Genomic DNA, 23,362 nt, shown 5'->3' with positions numbered 1-23,362 from the left:
AGACATGAGACGCATCCAAATCAAAACTCCGTCTTGCGTGAAACTCATCGCCATTCCTTGAGCCGTAACAGCTCCTTTGCGGCGAAGGTAAACCTTGATCCCTCGGCATCCTTAATTTAAGGCTTCGGCCGTCTGTTCCAGGCTGTCCAACCCGCTGACGTTAAAGAGCCGCACCGATTTATCGATTTTCTTGATTAAACCGGTCAAGACGCTGCCGGGGCCGATCTCCACGAAAGTATCGACTCCCTGCGAGAGGAGCCAACCCACGCTATCCTCCCAAAGCACGGGAGAATACACCTGGCGTACCAACAGCTCCGCGATTTCCGCCCCGCTGTGCACCGGACGGGCCGTGACGTTGGCTACGACCGGCACCTCGGCGTCGCGGAACGAGGCGACGGACAACCGTTCGCCAAGCCGTTCAGCCGCCGTCTTCATGAGAGAGGAATGGAAAGGTCCGCTCACTTCGAGCGGGATCGCCCGCTTGGCGCCAATTTCCTTCACTCGTTCTACAACGAGGGTAACCCCTTCTTGGCTCCCCGACACGACGATCTGTCCCGGACAGTTGACATTCGCCAGCTCAACGAGCGCACCGCCGGTCGAAATGTCCGCGCACAGTTGCGCGAGCGCTTCGCGTTCGCCGCCGAGCACCGCAGCCATCGCGCCTTGTCCGCCCGGCACCGCCTGCTCCATGTATTCACCGCGGGCTCGTACGAGCTTTACGGCATCCTCGAAGCTGAGAGCGCCAGCCGCCGTCAGCGCGCTGTACTCCCCCAGGCTATGGCCGGCGACATAGTCCGGTTTGAAGCCTTTGGCCGCAAACGCCTCGTACAGCGCCACGCTCGTCGTCAGCAGCGCCGGCTGCGTATTGGCCGTTTGCTTCAGTTCGGTATCCGGCCCGCTAAAGATCAAGCCGCTCAGCGAAAAGCCCAGCTGTTGGTCAGCCGATTCGAAGCGCGCCCGCGCCGCCGGCAACGCGTCATATATATCCTTGCCCATTCCTACGCTTTGGGAACCCTGTCCCGGAAAAACAAAAGCGATTTTTCCCATCCTGTGCACTCCCTATCGTTAAAGTCCGGTTGATCGCAACCCCCGGCCGCAGCCGCCAGCCGTGAAATCGCGCCTTACCACACCAGTACGGACGCCCCCCAGGTTAAACCGCCCCCAAAGCCGACCAGCAGGACAGTGTCGCCTTCCTTCATCCGCCCCTCTTCCGCCGCTTCCACCAGCGCCAGCGGAATGGATGCCGCCGACGTGTTCGCGTATTTGTCCACGTTGATGACGCATTTTTCCTCCGGCAGATCCAGGCGCTGCATCGCCGATTGGATGATGCGGATATTCGCCTGATGAGGCACAAACAGGTCGATGTCTTCTTTGCTCTTCCCGGCTTTGCGAAGCACTTCTTCGGTTGCCGTCCCCATCACGCGGACGGCAAACTTGAATACCTCGCGCCCGTTCATGTAGATATAATGCTTGCGGTCCGCTACGGTGGCCGCCGAGGCCGGCAGTCGGGAACCGCCCGCCTCCAGCTTCAGCAATTCGCCGCCGGCGCCTTCCGCGCCGAGATCGAAGGACAAGAACCCGCGTCCCTCCGGCACCTCCCCGAGAATAACGGCTCCGGCTCCGTCCCCGAACAGCACGCAGGTGTTCCGGTCCGAATAATCCGTGATCCGGGACAACGTGTCCGCGCCGATCACCAGCGCGTTGCGGTACATGCCCGTCTGGATAAAGCCGTTTGCCGTCGCCATTCCGTACACGAACCCGGAGCAGGCAGCGGACAAATCGAAGGCCGCCGCTTTTTTCGCGCCTAGCTTATCCTGCAAAATGCAGGCCGTCGACGGAAACGCCGTATCCGGCGTAATCGTGGCTACGATAATCAGATCCAGTTCCTCCGCCTTAAGGTTCGCGGACTTCAAGGCTCGGACGGCCGCTTCATATGCCAGATCGGAGGTCGCCTCTTCCGGCGCGGCGATATGCCGTTCCCTGATCCCCGTCCGCGAGACGATCCACTCGTCGTTCGTATCTACGATTTTCTCCAGATCGGCGTTCGTCAACACTTTCTCCGGCACGTATTTCCCGGTTCCGATAATCCCTACCGAACGTAAATTCATCACTCTCGTCACTCACTTCCCGCTGATTTCCCGTGCTATGCTCTCCGTCAGATGGCTTTGCAGCGCCGTCCGCGCCTGACGAACGGCGTTTTTGATCGCGCCGCCGTCCGAGGACCCGTGTCCCTTCACGACCAGACCGCTAAGGCCGAGAAGCGGTGCGCCGCCATGCTCCTTATAATCCATCATCGTTTTCAAACTGCGCAGCGACGGCATCAACACGGCTGCGGCCAGCTTATTTTTCAGAGATTTCGAAAATTCCTTCTTCAAGATCGAAAACATCGCGCCCGCCGTACCTTCCAGCGATTTCAGCAAAATGTTCCCGGCAAAGCCGTCGCAGACGAGCACATCGCAAGCTCCGGTCAAGACGTCCCGGGCTTCTACATTGCCGACGAAGTTGATTGGCATCGCCTCCAGCAGCGGGTAAGCCTCCTTGGTCAACTCATTGCCCTTCATCGCTTCAGTGCCGACGTTGAGCAGCCCTACCCGCGGTTTTGCGACTCCGTGCACCTTCTCGCGGTAAATGCTGCCCATCAACGCGTATTGCGCCAGATGCTCCGGCTTGGCATCCATATTCGCGCCCAGATCAAGCGCCAGAACCCCGCGTCCGTCAAGGGTCGGGATCATCGGCGCCAGCGCTGGCCGCTCGATCCCTTCCATTCGTCCGACCACCAGCAGTCCCGTCGTCATCAGCGCGCCGGTGTTGCCTGCGGAAATCATCGCGGCGGCTTCGCCTTCGCGGACAAGTCGTCCGGCCACAACCATCGACGCGTCCTTCTTGCGGCGAACGGCCTTCACCGGCTCGTCCTCCGCACCGATCACCTCGGACGCGTGGCCAATTCGCAAATTCGCCGGAGCGCCTTGCACCATCGGCTTCAGCACCTGTTCATCGCCGACCAGAATGATTTCGGTGTCGTTCCATTCTTTGGCTGCGGCCAGCGCACCTTCCACCGTGCTGTGCGGCGCGTGGTCCCCGCCCATGGCATCAATGGCGATTTTCATGCGGACTTCCTCCTTCTTGATTATCGTCTCCGGTAGACCGGTAGATGACAAAATTCCCCTGGAATACCATTTCCTCGCCTACATAAGTGAACACTTCAACCTTGGCTTTGCCTTTCTGGCCGGAGCTTGGCCTTACGTAAGCTTTCGCGATGCATTTCTCCCCTAAATGAACCGACCGGATAAACCGGATATCCGCGGAGAACGTCAAGGCGATTTCATCGTTGATCACGGCCACGGCCAGGGAGTTGGCCTGCGCGAACACATGATGTCCGCGGGCGATGCCTGTCCGGGAGAACACGTGCTCCTCACGGATTTCAAAGATGGAGATCCCGCTCTTGTCCAATTGCAGATCGACGATCTCCCCGATGACTTCGTGTAGCGGCAAAGAACGGACTTGGTCGTACGACCGTTCCGCCATCAGCTTCATCCGTTCCCGGAGTTCAGGGATGCCCAGCTCCATCCGGTCAAGCCGGATCGTCTGAATGCTGACCTTCAGTTGACGCGTCAGTTCCTGGTCCGTTATAAACGGATTGGCTTCTATCATTTGGACGAGCTGCTGCTGCCTCGCCCGCTTCGGCAAACGTTCGATGGGTATCCCCCCCTGGTTTGAACAAACTATGATATTGATCTATAAATTAACGATTTCGGATATGTAAATTTTGGGAAAGCCCATTAGAACCTGGTACTAAATTGTAGTATAAAGCATCCCGACGCAAAAGAAAAGCGAAATTGCCATCGCTATTGTTGATCCGGGCCGGAGTGAGCAAAAAAAATAGCACCTCACCGAAATGAAGTACTACTTTCAGTTGGATGCCTAAAGCTTATTGGCCGATGATTTCTCTCGATTTGTATGTTCCGCAAACTTTGCATACGTGGTGAGCAAGCTTCAATTCTCCGCATTGTTCACATTTTACCATGCCCGGCACAGCCAATTTGAAATGCGTGCGGCGTTTGTCGCGGCGCGTTTTGGACGTTCTCCGTTGAGGTACTGCCATGGTTCCCACCTCCTTATTCAAGTCAACCCTAACCGGGGGTTTATTCGTTGTTTTTACTTGCTTATTTTTTGAAAAAATCGCCGAGCGCTGCGAGCCGCGGATCGATCACGTCCGTATTGCAGCCGCATTCCTGCTCGTTCAGATCGGCCCCGCAATTCGGGCACAGCCCCTTGCAGGACTCCTGACACAGGGCGGCATACGGAAGATGAAGCAACAACGTCTCCTCCACATACGGCACCAGATCGACTTTGTCGTCGGCGACATATTGCAAGTCTTCGTCTTCTTCCTGCGCCTGCATGTCCGTCTCGGGATCATCGCTTTGCTTGAAGCTTTCCGCAAACTCCGCTTGTACGACCCGTTTCAAGGGCTTTAGGCACCGGGAGCAGGTCATATCGAGTTCCGCCGTCAGTCTGCCCGTAACGGCAACTGCGTCTCCGTCTGCGGCTTCCGCCTGCAAATCGACCTGCAGCGGACTGATCGCGGTAATATCCCTGCGACCTTTAACGACACGGCTAACGTCCAAAGCCTGATGGAGCTTCACCGGAGCTTCGGACGAGGTCACCTGACGTAAATGAATAAACATCAGCATCACTCCAAACAAACAAAAATTATTATACCGATTTTAAGTAAGTTTTGTCAACAAAAAAGCTGTTTTCCGGTGAAACCGCTGCGGCCGGCTCCATATTTTTAGTTCAGCTCCAATTTCATGGTATATTCATAGGTGAAAGCTTCACCTCAAATCCCTCGGAAACAAGGAGCAGAACCTTTGAACATCGTCGGTATCATTGTGGAATACAATCCGCTGCATAACGGCCACGCCTATCACTTCGCCGAAGCGAAGCGGCTTACCGGCGCCGATACGGCAATCGCCGTCATGAGCGGCGATTTCCTGCAGCGCGGCGAGCCGGCGCTCGTCGACAAATGGGCGCGGGCCGAAATGGCCCTCCGCCTCGGAGTCGACGTCGTGCTGGAGCTGCCGGTCGCCTATGCGGCCCAGCCGGCGGAGTGGTTCGCCTACGGGGCCGTGGCCCTGCTCGAAGCGACCGGCGTCGCGACGCACCTGTGCTTCGGCAGCGAAGCCGGCGCGCTGGAGGCGCTGCTGCCGCTGGCCGAGCGGCTCGCCGCCGAGCCGCAGGCGCTGCGGGCGGCCATCGCGGAGGAGCTCGCCACCGGGGCGAGCTACCCCGCGGCCTACGCCGCCGCGGCCGCGCGCACGCTCGGCGGCAGCGCCGCCGAAGCGCGAGCGCTGTTGGAGCAGCCCAACAATAGCTTGGGGCTGCACTACCTGATCGCGCTGCGGCGGCTGGGCAGCGGCATCGCGCCGGTCACCGTCCGGCGCCGGGCCGCAGGGCACGGCGATGTCGCGCCGCAGGACGCGAGCATCGCCAGCGCCACCGCCGTGCGGCGGCTGATCGCCGGCGGCGGCCTCGCCGCGGCCGCGCCGTACCTTCCGCCATCCACGGCGGACATCCTCGCCCGCGAGTTCGCGGCGGGCCGCGGGCCCGTGACATGGGAGAGCTTGGCCGCGCTGCTCTTCCACCAGTTGCTCCTGGCAACGCCGGAGCAGCTCGCCGCCCTTCACGAGGTGACGGAAGGGCTGGAATACCGGATCAAAAAAACGCTGCCCCGCCTGCCGCAGCCGACGGTTACCGAGCTGCTGGCGCAGCTTAAAACGAAACGCTATACCCATACAAAGCTGCAGCGCATGCTGCTGCACATTCTCCTGCAGCACCCCCGCGAGCTGCTCGCGCCGGAGGCGCTCGCCCAAGGCCCGGGGTATCTGCGCGTTCTCGGCTTCAGCGCCGCCGGACAGCGGCTGCTGAAGCGGATGAAACAAACGGCCCGGCTGCCGATCATCACCCGGGCCGCCGAGCTCGAACATCCGCAGCTCGCCCTCGACATCCGGGCTGCCGCCGCCTACGCGAACGCGATGCCGCAACGCCGGGCAGAGGAACTGCTGCGCGAATATCGCCAGGCTCCTGTACGCCTGGCAGAACGGTAATCTCGAAGCTGAAAGGTTGCCGCTTTAGGAGGCCGCCCCGGATCATGAAGTTTTCGGCTCTAGCGAAGCCAAATAATTCAAGGCGTCGTCCAGCTTCTTCACCGGCACCAGCTTCATGTTCGAACCGATCTCCTCCGCTTTCGCCTTCGCGTCTTTATAGTTTGCCTCCGGAACGAAAAATATTTCCGCCTTTTCCCGGTCCGACGCCACGATCTTGAACTGAACCCCGCCGATCGCGCCGACCGTTCCGTCCTCGGCGATCGTGCCGGTGCCGGCCACCCGGTAGCCTTTGCTCAAATCGCCCGGCGTCAACTGATTGTAGATCTCGAGCGTAAACATCAAACCGGCGGACGGGCCGCCAATCCGCGTGTCGGCAAACTGCACTTCCTGGGCCGGATCGGCCGCCTGCACTTTGCGCAGCTCGCCTACCGTCACGCCGAGGCCGGCTTTCCGGCCGCCGCCGGCCGCCGGGATCTCCACGAGCTCCACTTGCCGCTCTATGGCTTTGCCGCCGCGCTCCAGCCGAATTTTTACCCGATCTCCGGGCTGATTGTCTTGCAGCAGGCTGCCAAGGTCCTCAAACCGCTTTACCGGCTGGCCGTTCACCTCACGGAGGATGTCGCCGGAATGGAAGTCCCCTTTCGGCGGGTTTTCTTTGGATAAGCCGACGATAAAAACGTACTCCGAGACGACGTCGTATTTGACGCCCGCCTTGTTGTAAGCGGCCATGATGGCGCTCGATTGGGAGCTGCTCATGTAATAGCGCTGCTGGGTTTCATATTCTTCATCATCGCGATCCGGCTCCTTGCGGACGATTTCGGCATGCTTGTGAAAGCGGGCCGTCGCCAGCATCCACACGTTGGCGTAACTGACCGAAACCGTCGTCAGCATAAACGCCCCTTTTTCCTCCGGATCCCCCGACTTGATCGAAATCATCGGTTTGATTTTTTCCGCCGTCCCCGGTTGATTGATCATATACGGGGTGGACATGTATACGACAACATAAACAATCACCGCAATCGTCAGGACGTACAGCCCCGATTTGATCGCTTTGGCTCTGGATGGTCGCATCCCACTCTCCTCCCTTCCTGTACTGCGGCGATCATCCGCCCTCCGTCCTCTCCCATCCCGCTTGGGTTGCCGGCTCCGTCAAACCGCTAGTCTGTCCTTCACGGCTGATGCATAGCATGTACTATGCATTGTTTTGCTATCGGTCTTTATCTAATGACAAAGAAGGTGGAACTATACATATGAATTTCCGACGTTTGGCCGCCAGCCCGCTGTCCACGCTGTTGTCCGGTTTTTTGGCCGTTTTGGTCGTCGTCTGCGTCGTTTATGCCCCCAGCGAAGCGTTTAAAGCTTCCGGCGAGGGCTTGGCCATTTGGTGGAGAATCGTTTTTCCGGCATTGCTGCCGTTCGTCGTCCTGTCGCAAATGCTGCTTGCCGCAGGGTTCGCTCATGGGCTGGGCGCGCTGCTCGATCCCTTTACCCGCCGCGTCCTGGGGCTGCCCGGCTCATTTGGCTGGGTGCTGCCGCTGGGCATGACCGCCGGATTCCCCGCCGCGGCCGAAGCGGCGGCTACGTTGTATAAGCAGGGCAAAGTCACCGCAAACGAAGCCGAACGCCTCGCGGCTGCAGCCCATTTCTGCAGCCCGATGCTGCTCGTCGTCGTGATCGGCGCCGGGTTTGTCGGCCGGCCCGAGTTCGGCTTGCTCCTGCTGGCCGTGCATTGGGCTGCGGGTTTAGCGGCAGGCCTCACGCTGCATCTGGTGTTTCCGGATCGCTCCGCATCCGGTACGCCTGCCCCCGCGAAATCCGCAGCCAAGCCGCAAGTCTCCTTGCTGCGGCTGGCCATGCGGCGCATGGAGGAAGCTCGCCGCGAGGACGGCCGCAGCTTCGGCAAGCTGCTGGGCGACTCCGTCGCCTCCGGTGTCCAGACGCTGATGATCACCGGCGGGTATATGCTTATTTTTGCGGTCGTCATCCACGTTCTTCTGCTGGCCTTACCGGACCGGACTTTTGCTGTTGCCGTAAAAAGCGTGCTGGAGGTCCATTTGGGCTCCTACGCGCTTTCCGGGCTGGCTCCGTCCCTTCCCCCGGCCCTAGCCGCTTCCCTGCTGGGAGCGGCGCTCGGGTGGAGCGGCCTGTGCGCTTATCTGCAGGTGCGGGCAATCCTGGGACCCGCCGGCATCGGCGAACGCTCGTTTTTGCTGACCCGCTTGCTGCATGCCGCCTACGCTTATATCCTTACGTTGCTTCTATGGAAGCCGTTTACCCGCTGGCTGCCGGGCCTACTCCCGGCTGTGGGCGGCGGCGAACCGGCCTTCTTAGGTAGCGACACCCCGTCCGCCCCGCTGCCCGGATGGCAGCAAGCGTTCGGGGTGATGAAGTGGCAGCTATGGATGCTGGGTATGCTGACGTTCGGCTTCTTGACCCTTGCGCTCCTCTGGCGACGCCAAGACGAACGTTAAGCCGAGCTCCTAGCTCGGCCCCAGCTTCTCCTTGAACTTCCCGCGCAGCGCCGCTTCTACCTCCGGCGGAACGAGATCGCTAACATCGCCGTGAAAGCTGGCGATCTCTTTGACGACGCTGGAGCTTAAATACGAATACTTCGGATGAGTCATCATAAAGATCGTCTCAACCTCGCTGTTCAGCTTGTGATTGGTGGAAGCGAGCTGCAGCTCGTATTCGAAATCGGTCACGGAGCGAATGCCCCGGACGATGACATGGGCTTGTTTATAATCCATGTAATTAACCAGCAAATCTCGAAAACTGTCGATTTCGACGTTCGGCAGATGTCCGGTGACTTCCGCAAGCAGTGCCTTGCGCTCGTCGACGGTAAATAGCGGCTTCTTGCTCAAATTGTTCAGCACCGCCACGATCAGCCGGTCAAACTGGCGCGAGGCTCGTTGGATAATGTCCATATGCCCTTTCGTGACGGGATCAAAGCTGCCCGGATAGACCGCTACCCGCGGTTGCCGCTGTTCGTTCATGTTGTTGCTCCTCCTTGCTCGTCGGTTTGAACCGCGTTCGACTCGGAATCGTAGGCATAAATCGAAACGGCCGTTTCCCCGTACTCCGCTTTGCGTATCTGCAGGAAAGGTCCAAACCGCTCTGGATAAGCATACGAGGACTCATATTCCAGCACGACCTTCGCCTGCGGCACAAGCAGTTGCATCTCGTCCATCTTCGCCATCAGCGCATCCCCGTGCTTCAAACGGTAAGGCGGATCGAGAAACACCAAATCGAATGCCGCGCCTCGTTTCGCGAGAGCTTTGAGCGCCCGCTCGGCGTCGTTTTTGTACACTTCGGCCTTCGCTTCGAGTCCGGTTGCTTTCAGGTTCTGCCGGACCGTCTCGATGCTTTTGAATTCTTTATCGATAAAAACAGCCTTATCCATGCCGCGGCTTAGCGCCTCGATCCCGAGACCGCCGGTGCCCGCATACAAGTCCAGTGCCACGCCTCCTTCAAAGTACGGCCCGATCATGCTGAATATCGCCTCTTTCACTTTGTCCGTCGTCGGCCTTGTCCCCATGCCGGGAACGGCTTTGAGCGATCTGCCGCGGGCGCTGCCCGAAATGACTCTCATCGGTTTGTTCACACACCTTTATATGCCTGGAAAATTCCTGTCGATATCGTACCATAATCCGCCTCGGAATGAAAAACGAAAAAAATCATACAAAATTTTGCGGATCCAAGGTATAAAAGCCCCCTGCCCGGACAAACTTAGATTATCGACATCACCAAATGTCGTAGACAACCGCGGAGAAGACTTACGTTTCCCCATAAGCTCTTCGTCCGGTTTCTCCTCTCCCATGATGGGCGTCCCGCAAGGGATGCCCGGACAAAAGCCCTTGTAGCAAGGTTTTCTACGAGGGTTTTTGTCCTTTTTTTTGCTCCAATCTCCAAATCCATGTAATGACGTGATGTACAACAGCATGGCAGAAAAGAAAATCCGATGCGCCGGCACCGGATCGATTTACTTAATTCTTTTCAGTTCAGCTTCTATAATTCTGTGCTGGTTCTCCAGGACTTCTTCCATCCTAACTCCCCGTTCATTCGTATCCAAAACGGCACTTTTTATTAAATGCTGGTCTTGCTTCAATACGGCTGAGACGTTGATCCATGGATTGAAATGATGTTGATTTACTTCCCGGATCTGTCATTCCGATCCAAGCGTTCATTTACCGCCATTAGTTCTTCACCATTCATACCGCTCCCACAGCCTTCTGTGAATATTGTAGCAGGGGATATGCAGGTAAATAAGATCAAAACACAGCTTAACTGGCCAATTGGATAAGCTGGGCATGGCCTTGAGATCAATCTCTAAGCTTCGCCAAGTAGCCATACTCCAGCTCCTGCCGCAGGTTTCTTGCCTCATCACCGGAAGATGCCGGGGCAACGAGCCATAGCTCCGCTTCGGGAAACTGCCGATGGGTCAGTTCCGGAGGGAGCTTGGACTGCGGGACGGACCACGCCAGGCGTTCTAACTCTTCATCGAAATAAATCTGCCCGAAATGAATAAGGTTCTTGCCGTCAAAAGAGGTCGCAAGATACCCGCTGTTCAGAATCATATCCGAAGAAACCCGCCCATTGATCCGTACGGTTCCTCTAAATTGATCGTCCCCTTTGTCATAGTAGCCGTCTAACGAGATTCGAACCGGCAGCGCAAACGCGGGGTCCTCCTCCATCCACGCCATTCCCTCAAGGGTCTTCGTCAACTTAACCGGAGATACGTTCTCGATATACCACCATGTATAAATCGCCGCCGCCAGCACCACCCCGCAGGCCGCTGTGATCCACCATCTCTTGCGTATCGTAATTCCTCCTCGCGGCAGTATCCCTCATCTTCCAACCCAACCCCATCGTACCATCGAAAGAAGACCGAATACAACAGCATGAGCCATGTGCATCCGCCCCTGAAGCTGCGGCCTTATTTCTTATCAAACAACCCCCTGCGGTGCATCACGGTGATGATACGGTAAAAATCGACGCTGCCTTGCTCGGGGTTTTGCAGCAGCGGATCGCCTTTGCTGTAATTCACCGCCGCCGCTACCGCTTCCTTCGCCCAGGCAGGGATGCCGGGCCGGGTCCATTTCTCCAGTTCGGCGATTTGCTTCGCCTGCGCGCGAACGGTTTCCTGGAGCGCTGCAAATTGATTCTTCTCCTCCGCGGTCATCGGTTCATCTCCTTTCGTTTCGTCATACTGAGTCAAATTGTAGGCCTCCATTAAACGGATCAGCTTCCCCGCATACTGCGGATCCGTCGCGTATCCGGCCGCGGCGACAGCCCGAGCCGCTTCCGGCCCCGTCTTCCGAACCGCCCCGGCATAGCGATTTGCCGACAATAAACGGGCATGGTCGGCAATGGACTCCGCCCAGGATCGATACTTGCGGAAGGCGGCATTTACTGTTACCCGTTTTCCCGACCGGTATTCGGTAGTGGGCAGAGTTAAGCTACCCGCCGGCCCGCTGCCTTTGAGCCCGAACAAATTGTTGCCTTCGATGGCCAAGCGGCTGGCGCCCCAGTTCGATTCCAAAGCCGCCTGGGCAATCGTCAACGAGGCCGGAATACCGCTTTTCTTCGAGCTGGCGATGGCAAGGGGGGCGATTTTTTCGATAAATCCGTGTATGTCCATTCGCATTCACCTCCATCTTAATTTATGAACCCGTTTGGACGAGGGATTGGACCTTTACCTTGTCGTCTCAAAGGATGCATAGACGGAGGTACGGAGGGTAACCTAACCATGGTTTTACAACCCAACCTATCACGAGGAGGATTTACTACACATGTACAACAACGTCAATCAGCAACTCCGCGAAATCGAACAAACGATGCGCCAGTTGGAGCAGCAAACCCGCCAGGCCACCATGATGTACCAGCAAATGCTGCAACAGGAGCAGCAAAACGCCATCCAGTTGGAGGAGCTGGCACAGCGCGAGCGCAGAGCGGTGCAAACGATTCAAACGGCGCTGCACGGCCATCAAACCGCGATGCAGCAATTCCAGCGCGTAGCGCAAATCGCCGGACAGCTTGAACACAGCGTAAGCTCGATGTCCGGGATCGGCACCAGCTATACCCAGCCCAACGTCGGACAAAGCTCCTACAGCACGCAAGGCATCGGTCAAAGCGGCTTCAACGGGTCCGGCATTGGAAGCTTTGGCTCCACCGTCAATAGCCAGATTTCGGGCTCGCCGAGTACGGGATCGTTTAGCTCCATCGGCTCCGGCTCCTCGGGGATGATGGGCTCCATGAGTTCCCAGGGTACAGGCTCCGGTATAGGCTCAGGCTCCATCAGCTCCTCAAGCTCGATGCGCAGCTTTCAATAACCTAAAATCGCACAGCCGCCTACAAGGCGGCTGTTATCATTATTTTCCCTCGTCCTCTTTACGCTGTGTTATAATTGGAAATTATGATGTGATGGGTGGAAGACTGAATGAGTAAGATTTTCCTGTTTGTTTTTTTGTCTTGGCTGTTCGGCAATCCGTTTATTGCCATTATCGTGCTGCTCTTGATCCTTTATTTCGTTGATCGGCGTTACGTCGGATTATTTCCGAGCCTTTCCAAACCGTTTAAGCGCAGCCGCAGCATTTCGCGGCTCCGGCAGCAGCTATCCGCCAGCCCCTTCGATGTTTCCGCCAAACGCGAGCTTGCCCGTTTGCTGTTAGAGCGCAAGAAATATGCCGAGGCCCAGCGGCTGCTGGAAGAGGCGAAAGACGCCTCCGAGACGTCGGCGGAGTTTTGGGATGACCTGGGAACGGCCTGTTTGGGACTCGGGCGAATCGAAGAAGGCGAAGCCCATATTTTGCACGCCTTAAGCTTGAACGAGCGCGTGAAGTACGGACAACCTTATTTGCGGTTAGCTTCCGCCTTCCGCGAACGCGACCCGCAGAAAGCGCTGCAGTACGCCGCCCGATTCGGCGAAATCCAATCCTCCTCCAGCGAGGCTTATTATTTGCTCGGCAGCCTCTATCAGTCGCTGAACAGCAAAGAAGAGGCCCAGCGGGCCTTCAATGAATCGATTGCGGTCTATCGCTCCCTGCCGAAGTATAAGAAGCGTCAAGAACGAAAATGGGCGCTGCGCAGCTACCTGAAACGCGGGACGTTGGGTTAATGGCTGATGGAGGTCCCTGAGCACAAAAAAGTTGGATGGAGAAGGTGACATTCTCCATCCAACTTTTTTTGTTTGTTGGAAGACCGTTTTTACAAATGGAAGTTGTTTCCTTGCTCGGAGCTTTCGCCGATGCGCCGGTGAAACGGCCACCAGTTCCCTTGCCCGAACATTTTCACCATGACCGGGATGAGGAACGGCAGGATAATGACCGAATAGAGTGCCAAGCCGGAGAGCACAAGCGTGGCAATTTGCAGCATGGACATGACGCCGGACGGATACATCGACGCCATCGTACCTCCGAGAATGATCGCCGCGGACAGAATAACCGTTCCCATGTTGCGCATCGAATGCAAGATCGCATCGCCAACGTTCCACTCCTTGTTTTCGTTGAAGCGGTCCATCAGGAAGATGCTATAGTCGACGCCCAGCGCCACCAGGATGACGAACCCGAAGAACGGCGTCGCCCAGCTTACGCCCGAGTACCCGAAAATGTCGACGAATACCCATTCCGTAAAGCCGACCGAAGCGTAGAACGTCAACACCAACGACAGGATAATGTACACCGGCATCACCAGCGAACGAAGCAGCACCACCAGGATCAAGAAGATCCCGGCCAACATCAGAATCACCGTGCGCGTATAGTCGTTGCCCGAAATGGTCTTGAGGTCGTGAAACGTGCTGGATACGCCGCCGATCGCGATGTTGGCGTTCTCCAGTTGCGTCCCTTTGACCGCCGTCTGAACGGCGGATTCCACCGCATCGATCCGATCGATCGCCTCCCGGCCGTACGGATTGCTGGAGAAGACGACTTCCAGCTTCATGACCTTGCGGTCCTCAGACAAATACGTATCGAACACCTGCGTAATTTGCTCGTTCTCGAGCGCTTGCTGCGGGACGTACCAGCCGTCCAGGCCATCGTCCGTGCCGCCGACCTCCGTCAAATAATCCTTCGCGGTGTTCAAACCGCCGGATACCTGCGCCAGGCCGTCCACGCTTTGATCCAAACCGTCGGTCAATTGCGTGATTTGACCGGAGAACTGGCTGAACCCGGTTTGAATTTGTTCCTGCCCGGTTTGAATTTGCCCCAAGCCGGATTCGACCTCAGGCAGTTGAGCGACGATCTTCCCTTGCCCGGCTGCCGCCTGTTCGAGCCCGGATTGCAGCTTCGCCAAACCGGCGACGATCTGGTTCAATCCGCCGACCAACTGTTTCCCGCCGGCCACCGCTTGGACGGATCCTTGGTTGGCTTGGTTCAGCCCTGCAGCCACTTGCCCGAGCTGTTCTTCGGCTTGCTGCAGCCCGGCGGTGAGTTGACCGAGACCTTTGCCGGCTTCCGCAACCGTACCTCGGATTGTTAAATAATCTTGATCCGCCGCCAATTCGGGGAACTTCCCTTCAAGGCTCGTGAAACGCGCGGTCAATGCGGTCAACCCCTGCGAGGCGGCGCCCAATTGTTCGCGGATTTGCGTGATCCCTCCGCCCAGGCCGGAGACGCCTTGAGCCAATTGCTGATACGACTCGAGCAATTGCCCCTGGGCGTTCGCTAGATCTTCGGCGCTTTTTTGCGCTTGCTGCAGTCCTTGCTTCAGCTCGCCGGCGCCAACCGAACCGTCGCGAATTCCTTTCTCGATAGCATTTAGGCCGCCGGACAGCTGCGATATGCCGTCCTTCAGCTTAGCGGTTCCCTCCACCAGCTTGCCGGTGCTGTCGGCAGCTTCCTGGAGCTTCGGCGCGTTTTCCGATAGCGCCCGGCTGGCTTCCGACAATCCGTTTTGGATTTGGCCAAGGCCTTCCCCGCCTTCGCCTAAGCCTTCGCCGACCGTCTTCACCTGGTTGCTCAAATTGAAATCCTTAAGAACCTCGCCCGTCGGACGGCTCATACCCCTTATGCTTGCAACGCCGTCCGTTTTCTCCACCTCGCGGCTGATCTTTTCGGCTAACGCCATATACTCCGCATTATCCATGCGCTCGTCATTCTTAATGACGATGGTAGACGGCAGCGATTCGCCCGGTTCAAAGCTTTCGGAAATGAGGTTATACGCTTTGACCGATTCGTACTCATCTCCGATTTCCTCCATGCTGTTGAAAGAAACATTGCCGCTGTAAGAAATCAGGAACGGCACCGTCACTGCGGCCACGATCAGCAGCGCCGCCCACGGACGCTTCAAAGAGAAGGAGCCGATCGCGCCCCAGAACCGGTTTTCCTTATGCTCCAGCGATCCGCGGATCGGCCAAAACAACTTCGTGCCCAATACGGCCATGAAGAACGGCACCACCGTAACCAAAGCCAGGAGCATGACCGCAATGCCGACAGCCACGGCTACCGCCGAACGGTACAGCATGAACTGCGACAAGCCGATCGTCGAGAAGCCGACCAGGACCGCCAATCCGGAGAAGAATACCGTTTTCCCCGCCTTGCGGTACGTTTGAACGATCGCTTCCCATTGATCGTCCGTATGCTGCATTTCTTCCTTAAAGCGGCTGATCAGCAGGATGCAATAGTCCGTCCCGATCCCGAACATGACCGCCACCATGAAGATCTGCGTGTACGTCGAAATCGGAAAATTCACCGAATCCACCAGAAACGCGACGATGGATTGGGACACGACATAACTGAGCCCGACCGTCAGCAGCGGAATAAACGGCGCCACGACCGAGCGGAAGACGACGAACAAGATCAAGAGGATAAAGATGACCGTGAAATATTCCGATTTCTTCAACCCCTGCTCCGAACTGACCACCATATCCTCGTTGATTTGCTTTTGCCCGGTCAAATAATGCTCGACCTTGAGAGAATCGAGGTTTTGGTGGATGTCCTGCTCGATCTCCTTGAGCGGACGCTGCTCGTCGAGCACCGACAAAGAGGTTAACACCGTTTTGCCGTCTTTGGAAATCAGCTTCTCCTTCGCTTCCGGCGTGCCGTACGGATCGGTAATCGAAGCGATGCCGATCTCCTCCATATGATCTCGCAGGGCGGAAATGCCTTGTTCAATCTCTTGATGATCGGCATCATCGATGCCTTGCTCATCATGGAAAACGAGGGCGATCTGTGTCTCTTTCGCACCGCCTTGCATCACAGCCACTTCTTCCAAAATGGCAGAGGCTTCGGAAGACGAGTAACCGTCCGGCACGGTGATTTCCCCGTTCTCCCGCACCAGTCCCGCCATGGAGGGTGCCGTTACCATCAATAGAACCGCCAAAGCGATCCACAACAGCAAGATCCACCATCTTGCCTTCAGTATGAATCTCATTTCACCGTACTCCCTTCGCCGATCAGTCTGGCTAATTTCTCAAACGCACTGATAAACCCTTCTACCTCGTCCGCACTGAAATGCACCAAATACGTCGAGACGGTGCTCATAATTTGCTCCTGAACAATGTCGTAATTGCGATTTCCCTGTTCCGTCATGGTCAAATAAACGACGCGGCGATCCTCCTCATCCCGGGTTCGGCGCAGCAACCCTTTATCAACCATCCGCGTGATCATGGCGGTGATGGAGCTTTTGCCTACCCCAAACGTCTCGGCCAACTCCGTTGATGTGCACCTGCCGCGGGAGGCGATATACTTCAAAATCTGAAATTGCTCCATGGTGATGTCCTCTTGAATAATATCGCGGATTTGCCCGTTCAGCCGCTTGGTAACCTCAAAATAAGCGGCCATATACCGCTCGATCAACTGCTTCGATTCAAGATTCACCTCCCGAATCCCCCTTGTCATCCGAAATGAAACTCGTCCAGTTAGTTCTACAGTAAAATAGTTCGACAATGAAACTATAGGCGATTGGGCTCCGAAAGTCAAATTCTTTTGGGGCAAATTGTCCATCCTAACAAAGAAAGCTGCAGGGCAAACCCGCAGCCTTCCATACCTAACGATCCAATCTATTCCTCTTCGTTCTCATTCACTTTATAGATGCAGCGAAACCGCTCTTCCCCGGCAGCTTCATCCCGAAACCCGGTGATTTGAAACCCGATGCTCCGAAAAAAATCCACCCCTTCCTCATCGGTGACGGCCTCCATCCGCTCCGGCCCGGCTTCCGTAAGGGCGAGCAGCACCAAGGCGCGGCCATACCCTTTCATCCGCTGTTCCGGATGGACGGCAAGATGGGCGATTTCGAGCGTTCGCAAGGCATTAACACGAAAGCCGATGAGTCCGGCAATCCCGTCTTCCTCCACATAACCATACAGCTTGTAGGGATCGCCTTCCCGGTATAAACGAACCGCCGTCTCCAGCGCGTCCGGGTCGAACACGACCGCACATTCAAGCAATTCTTGAACCCCCGGCTCGTCCACCCGCGAATTTATTGGCTTAAACATGGAGCCTCCTTGATTTCCGTACGGCCGTCTTCATAACCGATCACGACGGCCTTTGCGATTCCGACAAACAATCCGTGCTCGACGACGCCCGTCATTGCCTTTAACTCTTCGCTTAACCGGGCGGGGTCGGCGATTTGTCCGAAGGCCGCATCCGCGATATAATTCCCGTTATCGGTGACGTACAGCCGGTCTCCTTGCATCCGCATTTCGAACGGCACGTTATAACGTTTCTTTAACTCCCGCAATGTCCATTCGTAGCAAAACGGAACCAGCTCAATCGGCAGCTTGAAACGACCCAAGCTGGAGACCACCTTGCCTTGGTCGGCAATCACGATAAACCGGTCGCTGTTGATGGCGACCAGCTTCTCCCGCAGCAAAGCGCCGCCGCCGCCTTTGATCAGCGCCATTTGCGGATCTACCTCGTCGGCCCCGTCGATGGCCAGATCAAGCTTGTCCACATCCCCTGCCTGAATCAGCGGAATCCGATATTTCACGGCAAGCTCCTCCGAGGCTTTGGAGGTCGCGATCGCACGGATCTTAAGACCTCTCCCCACCATTTCGCCGATTTTCTCAATCGCATAATAAGCCGTCGAGCCCGTTCCGAGACCCACTGTCATTCCGTCCTTGACCCATTCTGCAGCGCGGTAACCCGCCGCCTGTTTGGCATTCATGTCTACCCCTCCAACATCATGACGATTCGTACCCTGCCCGCCGAACTCATTCGGCCCGGCGGCACTCCGCTCCTATCATACCAAAAAAGCCCGGACAATAGAACAGCAGCGTGCCCCCGAAGGAACCCGCTGCTGCGAAGAGGCGGTATCGAAATCCGCTTACCCCTGATGCAAGGGCCTTGTCACTTTCGTCCGCTTCTGCGGCTTCTTCGGTCTAACCGTCCCGCCGCGTCCCGAATCCGGCTTAACCAGAGTAAGCAGCAGGATGACCGCCACGAGCGATACTCCGGCGATAACGAAGAACATCGTCATGTGACCGGCCTTCATCAGCAGCGACATCACCGGCGGACCCGCCGACACGCCGATAAACCGCATGCTGCTGTAGATGGAAGTGACCGTACCTCGCATCTCCTTCTCGATCCCCTCGGTAATCAAGGCATCGGAGCTTGGCAGGACGATGCCGATGCCGGCCCCGCAGACGATCAGGCAAGCGATCACAAAATAGATGTTGCTGAAGAAACCGATTCCAAATAAAGCGCCGGTGGATAGGATTAGACCGGTAACGCCGGACCATTTCATCAGCTTTTTGTCTTTGCCGATTTTCTTGCCGGTAATATACGATGCCAAGCATAAGGCCGCCAGCGGGATCGCCAGCACCAATCCTTTGATAACCCCTTGTAATCCGTGCTTTGTCTCCAACTGCTCGGACAGATAAAACAAGACGCCGAACAGCAGGAACATGGAGATGCAGCCGATCGAAAATATGGCGTACAGCCAGCGTCCTTTTTGCTTTAACACCTCTTTGACGGCGGAAATGAACTCGCGCAGCGGTTTGGCTTTCTCCCGTTCCTTCGGTTCATGTACCAGGAAGATCACCAGCAGCACGGAGACAAGACAGAGCACCGGTATCGACAAGAGCGGCGCATACCAAATCCAGGCGCCCAGCAGAGCACCCAGAATCGGGCTTAGCACTTTACCGAACGTATTGGAGGTCTCGATCACGCCCAGATTATGGCTGACCTCCTCTTCGTTCTCGAACAGATCGCCGACGAGGGGCAGCACGATGGGGAAGGCGCCGGCCGCACCGATTCCCTGAAGGAAACGACCTCCCAGAATCATCCAATATACGGCCAGCCCCTCCGTAAACCAGTCCGCAACCCCCGAAATACAACCGCCGATCCCCGCGACGATCAGGCTGGGCACGATGATCGCTTTACGGCCGAATTTATCGGAAAGATAGCCGGCAATCGGAATCAGCAAAATGGCCACAACCGCATATACGGTGATAAGCATGCTCACCTGGAAAGAGGTAACGTGGAGCTCACGGGCAATTTGGGGCAAAATCGGAATCAGCATGGAGTTCCCCAGCGTCATGATAAGCGGTATGGATGCCAATGCAATCAAATCGCCTTTTTTGCCGACCATCTAACCATCACGCCACCCTTCAAGAAGAAGTTTCAAACAGACCCGGTTAGTGTGATTCATTTTGCTGAAATTATACCGCGCTTAAGGAAGCAAGAGATAAGTCGACGGTGCCGCTTCCCGGATAAATCGGCTCGGTTCGCCGACGAAATAGATGCGCAGCAGGTGCATCGCTCTCGTACAAGCCGTGTAAAACAGCTTCCGTTCGGCTTCCCTCGTGTATCTCCGATCGGACCCGTCATAAATCAGCACGGCATCGAACTCCACGCCTTTGGCCAGATAAGCCGGGATCACATGGACGCCCTTTTCGAACGACAACGTCGTTTTCTTGATCAGCTTGGCCGGCAGCTTGGCGCTCAGCCGTTCATAGGCGTTCAGGCTTTCCTCCGCTGTCTTGCAGATGACCGCAATCGATTCGTACCCATCCGCGCGCAGTTGACCGATGGTTTCCTCCAGCGAGGCGTGGAGCTCGTCGGTATCGGCCACTCGATGAACCTCCGGCATCGCGCCTTCCCGGTTGAACGGAACAATCGACTCTCCGCCGGGAATCATTTCTCGGGTGAACTCGACGATTTGACGGGTGGAACGATAGCTTTGCTCCAGCGTAATCAGCTCGCTCTCCTCCGCTCCGTACAGATCGCTTAGCACGGAGGATTGCTGAAGAACCGAAGCGTGGGCATAAATCGCCTGGTTCAAATCGCCAAGCGCCGTCATTCTGGCCCGCGGGAACAGACGTTTCAGGAAGAACAGCTGGAACGGCGAATAGTCCTGCGCCTCGTCGATAATGACGTGACGAATCGAAGTGTTGGACCGGAAGCCGAGCAATAACTCTTTTAAATAGAGGAAAGGGGTAATATCTTCATAGTAGAGCTCACCCTCCGCAATTTTCCGCAACGTTTGTTCGCAGATTTCTTCCCATCGGTCGGCCGGCCCTTCCGGGTTGATCTCGCGGATCACGGACGCGTCGCTGAACAGCTGCGTATACAGCCGCGTCACGTCGACGAACCGCAGCGACTTGACCCATTTTCGGAGCGGCTTGAGCCGATCGCTAACGACCATTTTGGCCAGGATTGCCTTTTCGTCCTCATAATCGTTGAACGAAGTCCCCTTGCCCTGCTGCTTGCGCCGCATACGCTGGTAAGCACGCTGATAATCCTCGGTATCCAGCAGTTGGATTTGTTCTTCGACCCAAGGCTGGTCCAATTCGGACTTTCCGAAGGCGGCGATTTCCTTGAGCAGCCACTCCTTCAGCAACTCACAGCGGTTCGCCAGCCGAATCGCCGGATCATAGGCATAGAACTGCCGGGCAATTTCCTCCGCCCCGACAATCTCCTTCCCCTGGAAACGCAGCGGTTTGAAGAGCATCCCTTTTTGCTCAAGCAGTTCCTTATACCGCGTAATCGCCTGCAGAAAACGGACCGACGATTTATAGCGTATCCCGCTGATCCGGGCCCGATAAGCCTCGTCCTCCGGAGCGGAAAGCACGTATTCGATCTGCACGAACGGATCCTCGAGCGTAAATTCCCTCCCGAGCCGATGCTCCAGATACTCCTGGAACGTTGTTTGCCGCATGTTTTCCTCGCCAAGTTCGGGAAGCACGGTCGAGACGTAGCTGTTGAACATCGGATTGGGGGAGAACAAAATCATTTGGTCGGCCGACAGCACCTCGCGGTGTTTGTAGAGCAAGTAGGCGACCCGCTGCAAAGCGGCCGATGTTTTGCCGCTCCCGGCTGCGCCTTGCACGATCAACATCCGGCTGCGATCGTTGCGGATGATTTTATTCTGCTCGCGCTGAATGGTCGCCACGATGCTCTTCATCTGCGCATCGGAGCTGCGGCTTAATACCTGCTGCAATAGCTCGTCTCCGATCGTGACGCCGGTGTCGAACATCAGCTTGATGTTGCGGCCTTGAATCACGAACTGGCGTTTCAGGGACATCGTTCCCTCAATGATGCCGGACGGCGTCTCATAGGACGCAGGGCCGGGAACGCTGTCGTAGTACAGGTTGGATATCGGCGCCCGCCAGTCATAGATGAGAAACGTTTCGTCCCCCTCCTCCAGCAGGGAAGCGACCCCTAGATAGATGGCTTCCTCCGGTTCGCCGTCTTCCGCGAAATCGATGCGGCCGAAATACGGCGATTGTTTTAGCCGTTTCATTTTTCCTAATGCGACCGAAGCGTGCTGATGGCTTTTTTCCCGCTCCGCGAGCACCTGGGACTGCTGGCGCAAGCTGGTGGACGTTTCGCCGACATCGTCAGCCTCGCTGAAATTTACCGTCACCTCGTCCCAGAAATCCTTCCGCATCGCCACAACGTCTCCGCGAACGCTGCCGACCTCCCGCTCGAGCTTGCGGATTCTGCTGTCGATTTGATCGGCCACGTACTCTACGCGGCGTTGTTCTTCCTGCCAAGCCTGATCTGTGTGATCCAATTAAATCGCTCCCTTGAATGGCATCTATACACGTCCGCAGACGATCCGTTGACAACCAAAGTAAATCGTGATATAATATCGATAGATATATTATGTCTTTTGAATCGTATGCAGTCTATCTTTTATTGTATCAAGAAGATCTTTACTTATCAATTAGGTTGGTGTAATTTCCGACATGAAAGTCCTGCCCTAGGGCAGGACTTTTTTTAATTTGTTTTCGCCTCGTCCCCGGTCCCTGCTGCGGAATGGTCGGCCAAGCGATTCAGACGTTCCAATTGATGACCGTATTCGTACATCTCGGCCGACACGATCGATAAGCGCAATACGCCCGTACGTTCCTCCGTATACCGATCCAGCATACGCCGCAAAAACTCGTCGTTTTCCGTTTCGAACCGCAACGTTTCGCTGTAGCCCGGCTTCAGCTTGTCGCCGAATTTCAGCAAGATATGCTCGTGAAACTTAGTCAACTTCTCCAGATGCTCGTCGAATTCCCGGTTTAACTCCGGCGTGCGGGTAGCCTGGAAATAGTGTTGTTCCACCGCATCCAATACCTCGAACCCTTTGCGAAGCGCGCGCAGCATTTGCTTATACACCACCAGTTGGCGATGATCGCTGAATTTCGGAGCTTTGATTTTCTTCTGATCCTCCTCCATCAGCTTGTACTTATCGGCCAGTTGGCTGATGGTCTCCTCCAGCTCCCGTTTGTCGGCCCGAAAAACCGATTCTTTGATCTCGTCGGAGACGGCGGTTCGCAGAAGCAGCGACAAGCGATCGAACGTTTGCCGGAACTGCTGCTCGAGCTGCACCTTCGGCTTAGGCGGAAACAAGGCAATATTGATGATAAATGCGGAAAAAATACCGATCAAGCTCAGCAAAAAACGGTTCAATGCAAATTCCCACTGGCCCGACGCCTCCATCACCGAAACGACGGTAACCAGCGTAATGCCGATCGTATCCCCCATTTTCAACTGCAGGCAAATCATGATGACCAGAATGCATACGAGGCCAACGGCGATCGGTTCGTTCGAGAACACCATGCCTCCCAACATCGCCAAGATGGCCCCCAGCGTATTGGTCTGCAATTGATCGATTAAGTAGCGCCAGGAACGGTAAATCGTCGGCTGCATGGCAAAGATGGCGGCGATCGCCGCAATGACCGGTGAAGACAATCCAAGCAAAGTGCCGGCATATAGAGCCAAAGTTACCGCGACCCCCGTTTTCAACATTCTTGCGCCAAATGTCACTTCCATTCCCCCTACGTTCCACGACACATTCCATTTATTTTAAGCGAAAATTTAAGAAATATT

23 protein-coding genes are annotated in these 23,362 nt (G+C 56.3%); 4 read left to right on the top strand and 19 right to left on the bottom strand.

Features of this window, described 5'->3' with window-relative positions; all coding sequences use genetic code 11:
* Positions 1-111: 111 nt before the first annotated feature.
* The 6 genes from fabD to ACZF99_RS10585 all read right to left on the bottom strand — a co-directional run bounded on the left by fabD (position 112) and on the right by ACZF99_RS10585 (position 4,685).
* Positions 112-1,047, bottom strand: a complete 936-nt coding sequence (fabD, locus tag ACZF99_RS10610; protein ID WP_483611557.1) for an ACP S-malonyltransferase — start codon at positions 1,045-1,047, stop codon at positions 112-114.
* Positions 1,048-1,121: 74 nt separating this feature from the next.
* Positions 1,122-2,108 (bottom strand): beta-ketoacyl-ACP synthase III, encoded by a 987-nt coding sequence (locus tag ACZF99_RS10605; RefSeq protein WP_483611555.1) that lies wholly within the window; start codon positions 2,106-2,108, stop codon positions 1,122-1,124.
* A gap of 12 nt (positions 2,109-2,120) precedes the next feature.
* The gene (gene plsX, locus ACZF99_RS10600) at positions 2,121-3,107 is read right to left on the bottom strand and encodes a phosphate acyltransferase PlsX (protein WP_483611553.1); all 987 of its coding nucleotides are present in this window, start codon (positions 3,105-3,107) and stop codon (positions 2,121-2,123) included.
* Positions 3,091-3,687 carry a transcription factor FapR gene (fapR, locus tag ACZF99_RS10595; protein WP_483611551.1) on the bottom strand — a complete coding sequence of 199 codons (597 nt, stop codon included), beginning with the start codon at positions 3,685-3,687 and terminating at the stop codon, positions 3,091-3,093. Before fapR ends, plsX begins: the two co-directional genes overlap by 17 nt.
* 241 nt (positions 3,688-3,928) lie before the next feature.
* Positions 3,929-4,102 (bottom strand): 50S ribosomal protein L32, encoded by a 174-nt coding sequence (gene rpmF / locus ACZF99_RS10590; RefSeq protein WP_009222962.1) that lies wholly within the window; start codon positions 4,100-4,102, stop codon positions 3,929-3,931.
* Between the two features lie 61 nt (positions 4,103-4,163).
* Complete coding sequence (locus tag ACZF99_RS10585; protein ID WP_483611548.1) at positions 4,164-4,685, bottom strand: YceD family protein; 522 nt, start codon at positions 4,683-4,685, stop codon at positions 4,164-4,166.
* Positions 4,686-4,868: 183 nt separating this feature from the next.
* Between ACZF99_RS10585 and ACZF99_RS10580 the strand changes: the two genes are divergently transcribed.
* Entirely contained in the window at positions 4,869-6,104 is a 1,236-nt protein-coding gene (locus ACZF99_RS10580; RefSeq protein WP_483611546.1) for a nucleotidyltransferase, read from the top strand.
* A gap of 42 nt (positions 6,105-6,146) precedes the next feature.
* Here ACZF99_RS10580 and ACZF99_RS10575 read toward each other — a convergent pair whose 3' ends face one another.
* Complete coding sequence (locus tag ACZF99_RS10575; protein WP_483611544.1) at positions 6,147-7,175, bottom strand: SepM family pheromone-processing serine protease; 1,029 nt, start codon at positions 7,173-7,175, stop codon at positions 6,147-6,149.
* Positions 7,176-7,354: 179 nt separating this feature from the next.
* On the opposite strand from ACZF99_RS10575, the gene ACZF99_RS10570 reads away from it, so the two are divergent.
* Entirely contained in the window at positions 7,355-8,575 is a 1,221-nt protein-coding gene (locus tag ACZF99_RS10570) for a nucleoside recognition domain-containing protein (protein WP_483611542.1), read from the top strand.
* Positions 8,576-8,584: 9 nt separating this feature from the next.
* On the opposite strand, the gene coaD is transcribed toward ACZF99_RS10570, so the two are convergent.
* The 5 genes from coaD to ACZF99_RS10545 all read right to left on the bottom strand — a co-directional run bounded on the left by coaD (position 8,585) and on the right by ACZF99_RS10545 (position 11,742).
* Entirely contained in the window at positions 8,585-9,097 is a 513-nt protein-coding gene (coaD, locus tag ACZF99_RS10565) for a pantetheine-phosphate adenylyltransferase (RefSeq protein WP_483611540.1), read from the bottom strand.
* The gene (rsmD, locus tag ACZF99_RS10560) at positions 9,094-9,693 is read right to left on the bottom strand and encodes a 16S rRNA (guanine(966)-N(2))-methyltransferase RsmD (RefSeq protein WP_483611538.1); all 600 of its coding nucleotides are present in this window, start codon (positions 9,691-9,693) and stop codon (positions 9,094-9,096) included. Before rsmD ends, coaD begins: the two co-directional genes overlap by 4 nt.
* An 18-nt stretch (positions 9,694-9,711) precedes the next feature.
* Positions 9,712-10,044 (bottom strand): hypothetical protein, encoded by a 333-nt coding sequence (locus ACZF99_RS10555; protein WP_483611536.1) that lies wholly within the window; start codon positions 10,042-10,044, stop codon positions 9,712-9,714.
* A 379-nt stretch (positions 10,045-10,423) separates the two neighbouring features.
* Positions 10,424-10,885 carry a hypothetical protein gene (locus tag ACZF99_RS10550; protein ID WP_483611534.1) on the bottom strand — a complete coding sequence of 154 codons (462 nt, stop codon included), beginning with the start codon at positions 10,883-10,885 and terminating at the stop codon, positions 10,424-10,426.
* 152 nt (positions 10,886-11,037) lie between these two features.
* Positions 11,038-11,742 carry a glycoside hydrolase family 73 protein gene (locus ACZF99_RS10545; protein WP_483611532.1) on the bottom strand — a complete coding sequence of 235 codons (705 nt, stop codon included), beginning with the start codon at positions 11,740-11,742 and terminating at the stop codon, positions 11,038-11,040.
* Positions 11,743-11,893: 151 nt separating this feature from the next.
* On the opposite strand from ACZF99_RS10545, the gene ACZF99_RS10540 reads away from it, so the two are divergent.
* Positions 11,894-12,433, top strand: coding sequence for a hypothetical protein (locus ACZF99_RS10540; protein ID WP_483611530.1), 540 nt, complete (start codon positions 11,894-11,896; stop codon positions 12,431-12,433).
* Positions 12,434-12,540: 107 nt separating this feature from the next.
* Positions 12,541-13,218, top strand: a complete 678-nt coding sequence (locus tag ACZF99_RS10535) for a tetratricopeptide repeat protein (protein WP_483611528.1) — start codon at positions 12,541-12,543, stop codon at positions 13,216-13,218.
* 89 nt (positions 13,219-13,307) lie between these two features.
* On the opposite strand, the gene ACZF99_RS10530 is transcribed toward ACZF99_RS10535, so the two are convergent.
* The 7 genes from ACZF99_RS10530 to ACZF99_RS10500 form a co-directional block, all read right to left on the bottom strand.
* Complete coding sequence (locus ACZF99_RS10530; RefSeq protein WP_483611526.1) at positions 13,308-16,469, bottom strand: MMPL family transporter; 3,162 nt, start codon at positions 16,467-16,469, stop codon at positions 13,308-13,310.
* The gene (locus ACZF99_RS10525; RefSeq protein ID WP_483611524.1) at positions 16,466-16,915 is read right to left on the bottom strand and encodes a MarR family winged helix-turn-helix transcriptional regulator; all 450 of its coding nucleotides are present in this window, start codon (positions 16,913-16,915) and stop codon (positions 16,466-16,468) included. The genes ACZF99_RS10530 and ACZF99_RS10525 overlap by 4 nt, the downstream gene beginning before the upstream one ends.
* Before the next feature lie 182 nt (positions 16,916-17,097).
* On the bottom strand, positions 17,098-17,532 hold the full coding sequence (locus tag ACZF99_RS10520) for a GNAT family N-acetyltransferase (RefSeq protein WP_483611522.1): 435 nt from the start codon (positions 17,530-17,532) through the stop codon (positions 17,098-17,100).
* Positions 17,517-18,203: a ribose-5-phosphate isomerase RpiA gene (gene rpiA / locus ACZF99_RS10515; protein ID WP_483611520.1), complete on the bottom strand. Its 687-nt coding sequence runs from the start codon at positions 18,201-18,203 to the stop codon at positions 17,517-17,519. The genes ACZF99_RS10520 and rpiA overlap by 16 nt, the downstream gene beginning before the upstream one ends.
* A gap of 159 nt (positions 18,204-18,362) precedes the next feature.
* Positions 18,363-19,628 (bottom strand): bacillibactin exporter BcbE, encoded by a 1,266-nt coding sequence (bcbE, locus tag ACZF99_RS10510; protein ID WP_483611518.1) that lies wholly within the window; start codon positions 19,626-19,628, stop codon positions 18,363-18,365.
* Positions 19,629-19,709: 81 nt separating this feature from the next.
* Positions 19,710-22,055 carry an RNA polymerase recycling motor HelD gene (helD, locus tag ACZF99_RS10505; protein WP_483611516.1) on the bottom strand — a complete coding sequence of 782 codons (2,346 nt, stop codon included), beginning with the start codon at positions 22,053-22,055 and terminating at the stop codon, positions 19,710-19,712.
* A gap of 206 nt (positions 22,056-22,261) precedes the next feature.
* Positions 22,262-23,299: an FUSC family protein gene (locus tag ACZF99_RS10500; protein WP_483611514.1), complete on the bottom strand. Its 1,038-nt coding sequence runs from the start codon at positions 23,297-23,299 to the stop codon at positions 22,262-22,264.
* Positions 23,300-23,362: the final 63 nt, after the last annotated feature.

It is taken from the genome of Paenibacillus sp. JL3B1040 (genome assembly GCF_057063165.1).
The sequence above is the reverse complement of the archived record's forward strand: the minus strand, read 5'-3'. Positions and strand labels throughout refer to the sequence as shown.

Bases quoted from the DNA above. Each gene is read 5' to 3' on its own strand.
- bcbE (WP_483611518.1), bottom strand. From the start codon at position 19,628: ATGGTCGGCAAAAAAGGCGATTTGATTGCATTGGCATCCATACCGCTT.
- rsmD (WP_483611538.1), bottom strand. From the start codon at position 9,693: ATGAGAGTCATTTCGGGCAGCGCCCGCGGCAGATCGCTCAAAGCCGTT.
- coaD (WP_483611540.1), bottom strand. From the start codon at position 9,097: ATGAACGAACAGCGGCAACCGCGGGTAGCGGTCTATCCGGGCAGCTTT.
- ACZF99_RS10555 (WP_483611536.1), bottom strand. From the start codon at position 10,044: ATGCTGTTGTACATCACGTCATTACATGGATTTGGAGATTGGAGCAAA.
- ACZF99_RS10520 (WP_483611522.1), bottom strand. From the start codon at position 17,532: ATGTTTAAGCCAATAAATTCGCGGGTGGACGAGCCGGGGGTTCAAGAA.
- ACZF99_RS10605 (WP_483611555.1), bottom strand. From the start codon at position 2,108: ATGAATTTACGTTCGGTAGGGATTATCGGAACCGGGAAATACGTGCCG.
- ACZF99_RS10585 (WP_483611548.1), bottom strand. From the start codon at position 4,685: ATGTTTATTCATTTACGTCAGGTGACCTCGTCCGAAGCTCCGGTGAAG.
- plsX (WP_483611553.1), bottom strand. From the start codon at position 3,107: ATGAAAATCGCCATTGATGCCATGGGCGGGGACCACGCGCCGCACAGC.
- fabD (WP_483611557.1), bottom strand. From the start codon at position 1,047: ATGGGAAAAATCGCTTTTGTTTTTCCGGGACAGGGTTCCCAAAGCGTA.
- ACZF99_RS10545 (WP_483611532.1), bottom strand. From the start codon at position 11,742: ATGGACATACACGGATTTATCGAAAAAATCGCCCCCCTTGCCATCGCC.
- ACZF99_RS10570 (WP_483611542.1), top strand. From the start codon at position 7,355: ATGAATTTCCGACGTTTGGCCGCCAGCCCGCTGTCCACGCTGTTGTCC.
- rpiA (WP_483611520.1), bottom strand. From the start codon at position 18,203: ATGAATGCCAAACAGGCGGCGGGTTACCGCGCTGCAGAATGGGTCAAG.
- rpmF (WP_009222962.1), bottom strand. From the start codon at position 4,102: ATGGCAGTACCTCAACGGAGAACGTCCAAAACGCGCCGCGACAAACGC.
- ACZF99_RS10530 (WP_483611526.1), bottom strand. From the start codon at position 16,469: ATGAGATTCATACTGAAGGCAAGATGGTGGATCTTGCTGTTGTGGATC.
- ACZF99_RS10540 (WP_483611530.1), top strand. From the start codon at position 11,894: ATGTACAACAACGTCAATCAGCAACTCCGCGAAATCGAACAAACGATG.
- ACZF99_RS10575 (WP_483611544.1), bottom strand. From the start codon at position 7,175: ATGCGACCATCCAGAGCCAAAGCGATCAAATCGGGGCTGTACGTCCTG.
- ACZF99_RS10535 (WP_483611528.1), top strand. From the start codon at position 12,541: ATGAGTAAGATTTTCCTGTTTGTTTTTTTGTCTTGGCTGTTCGGCAAT.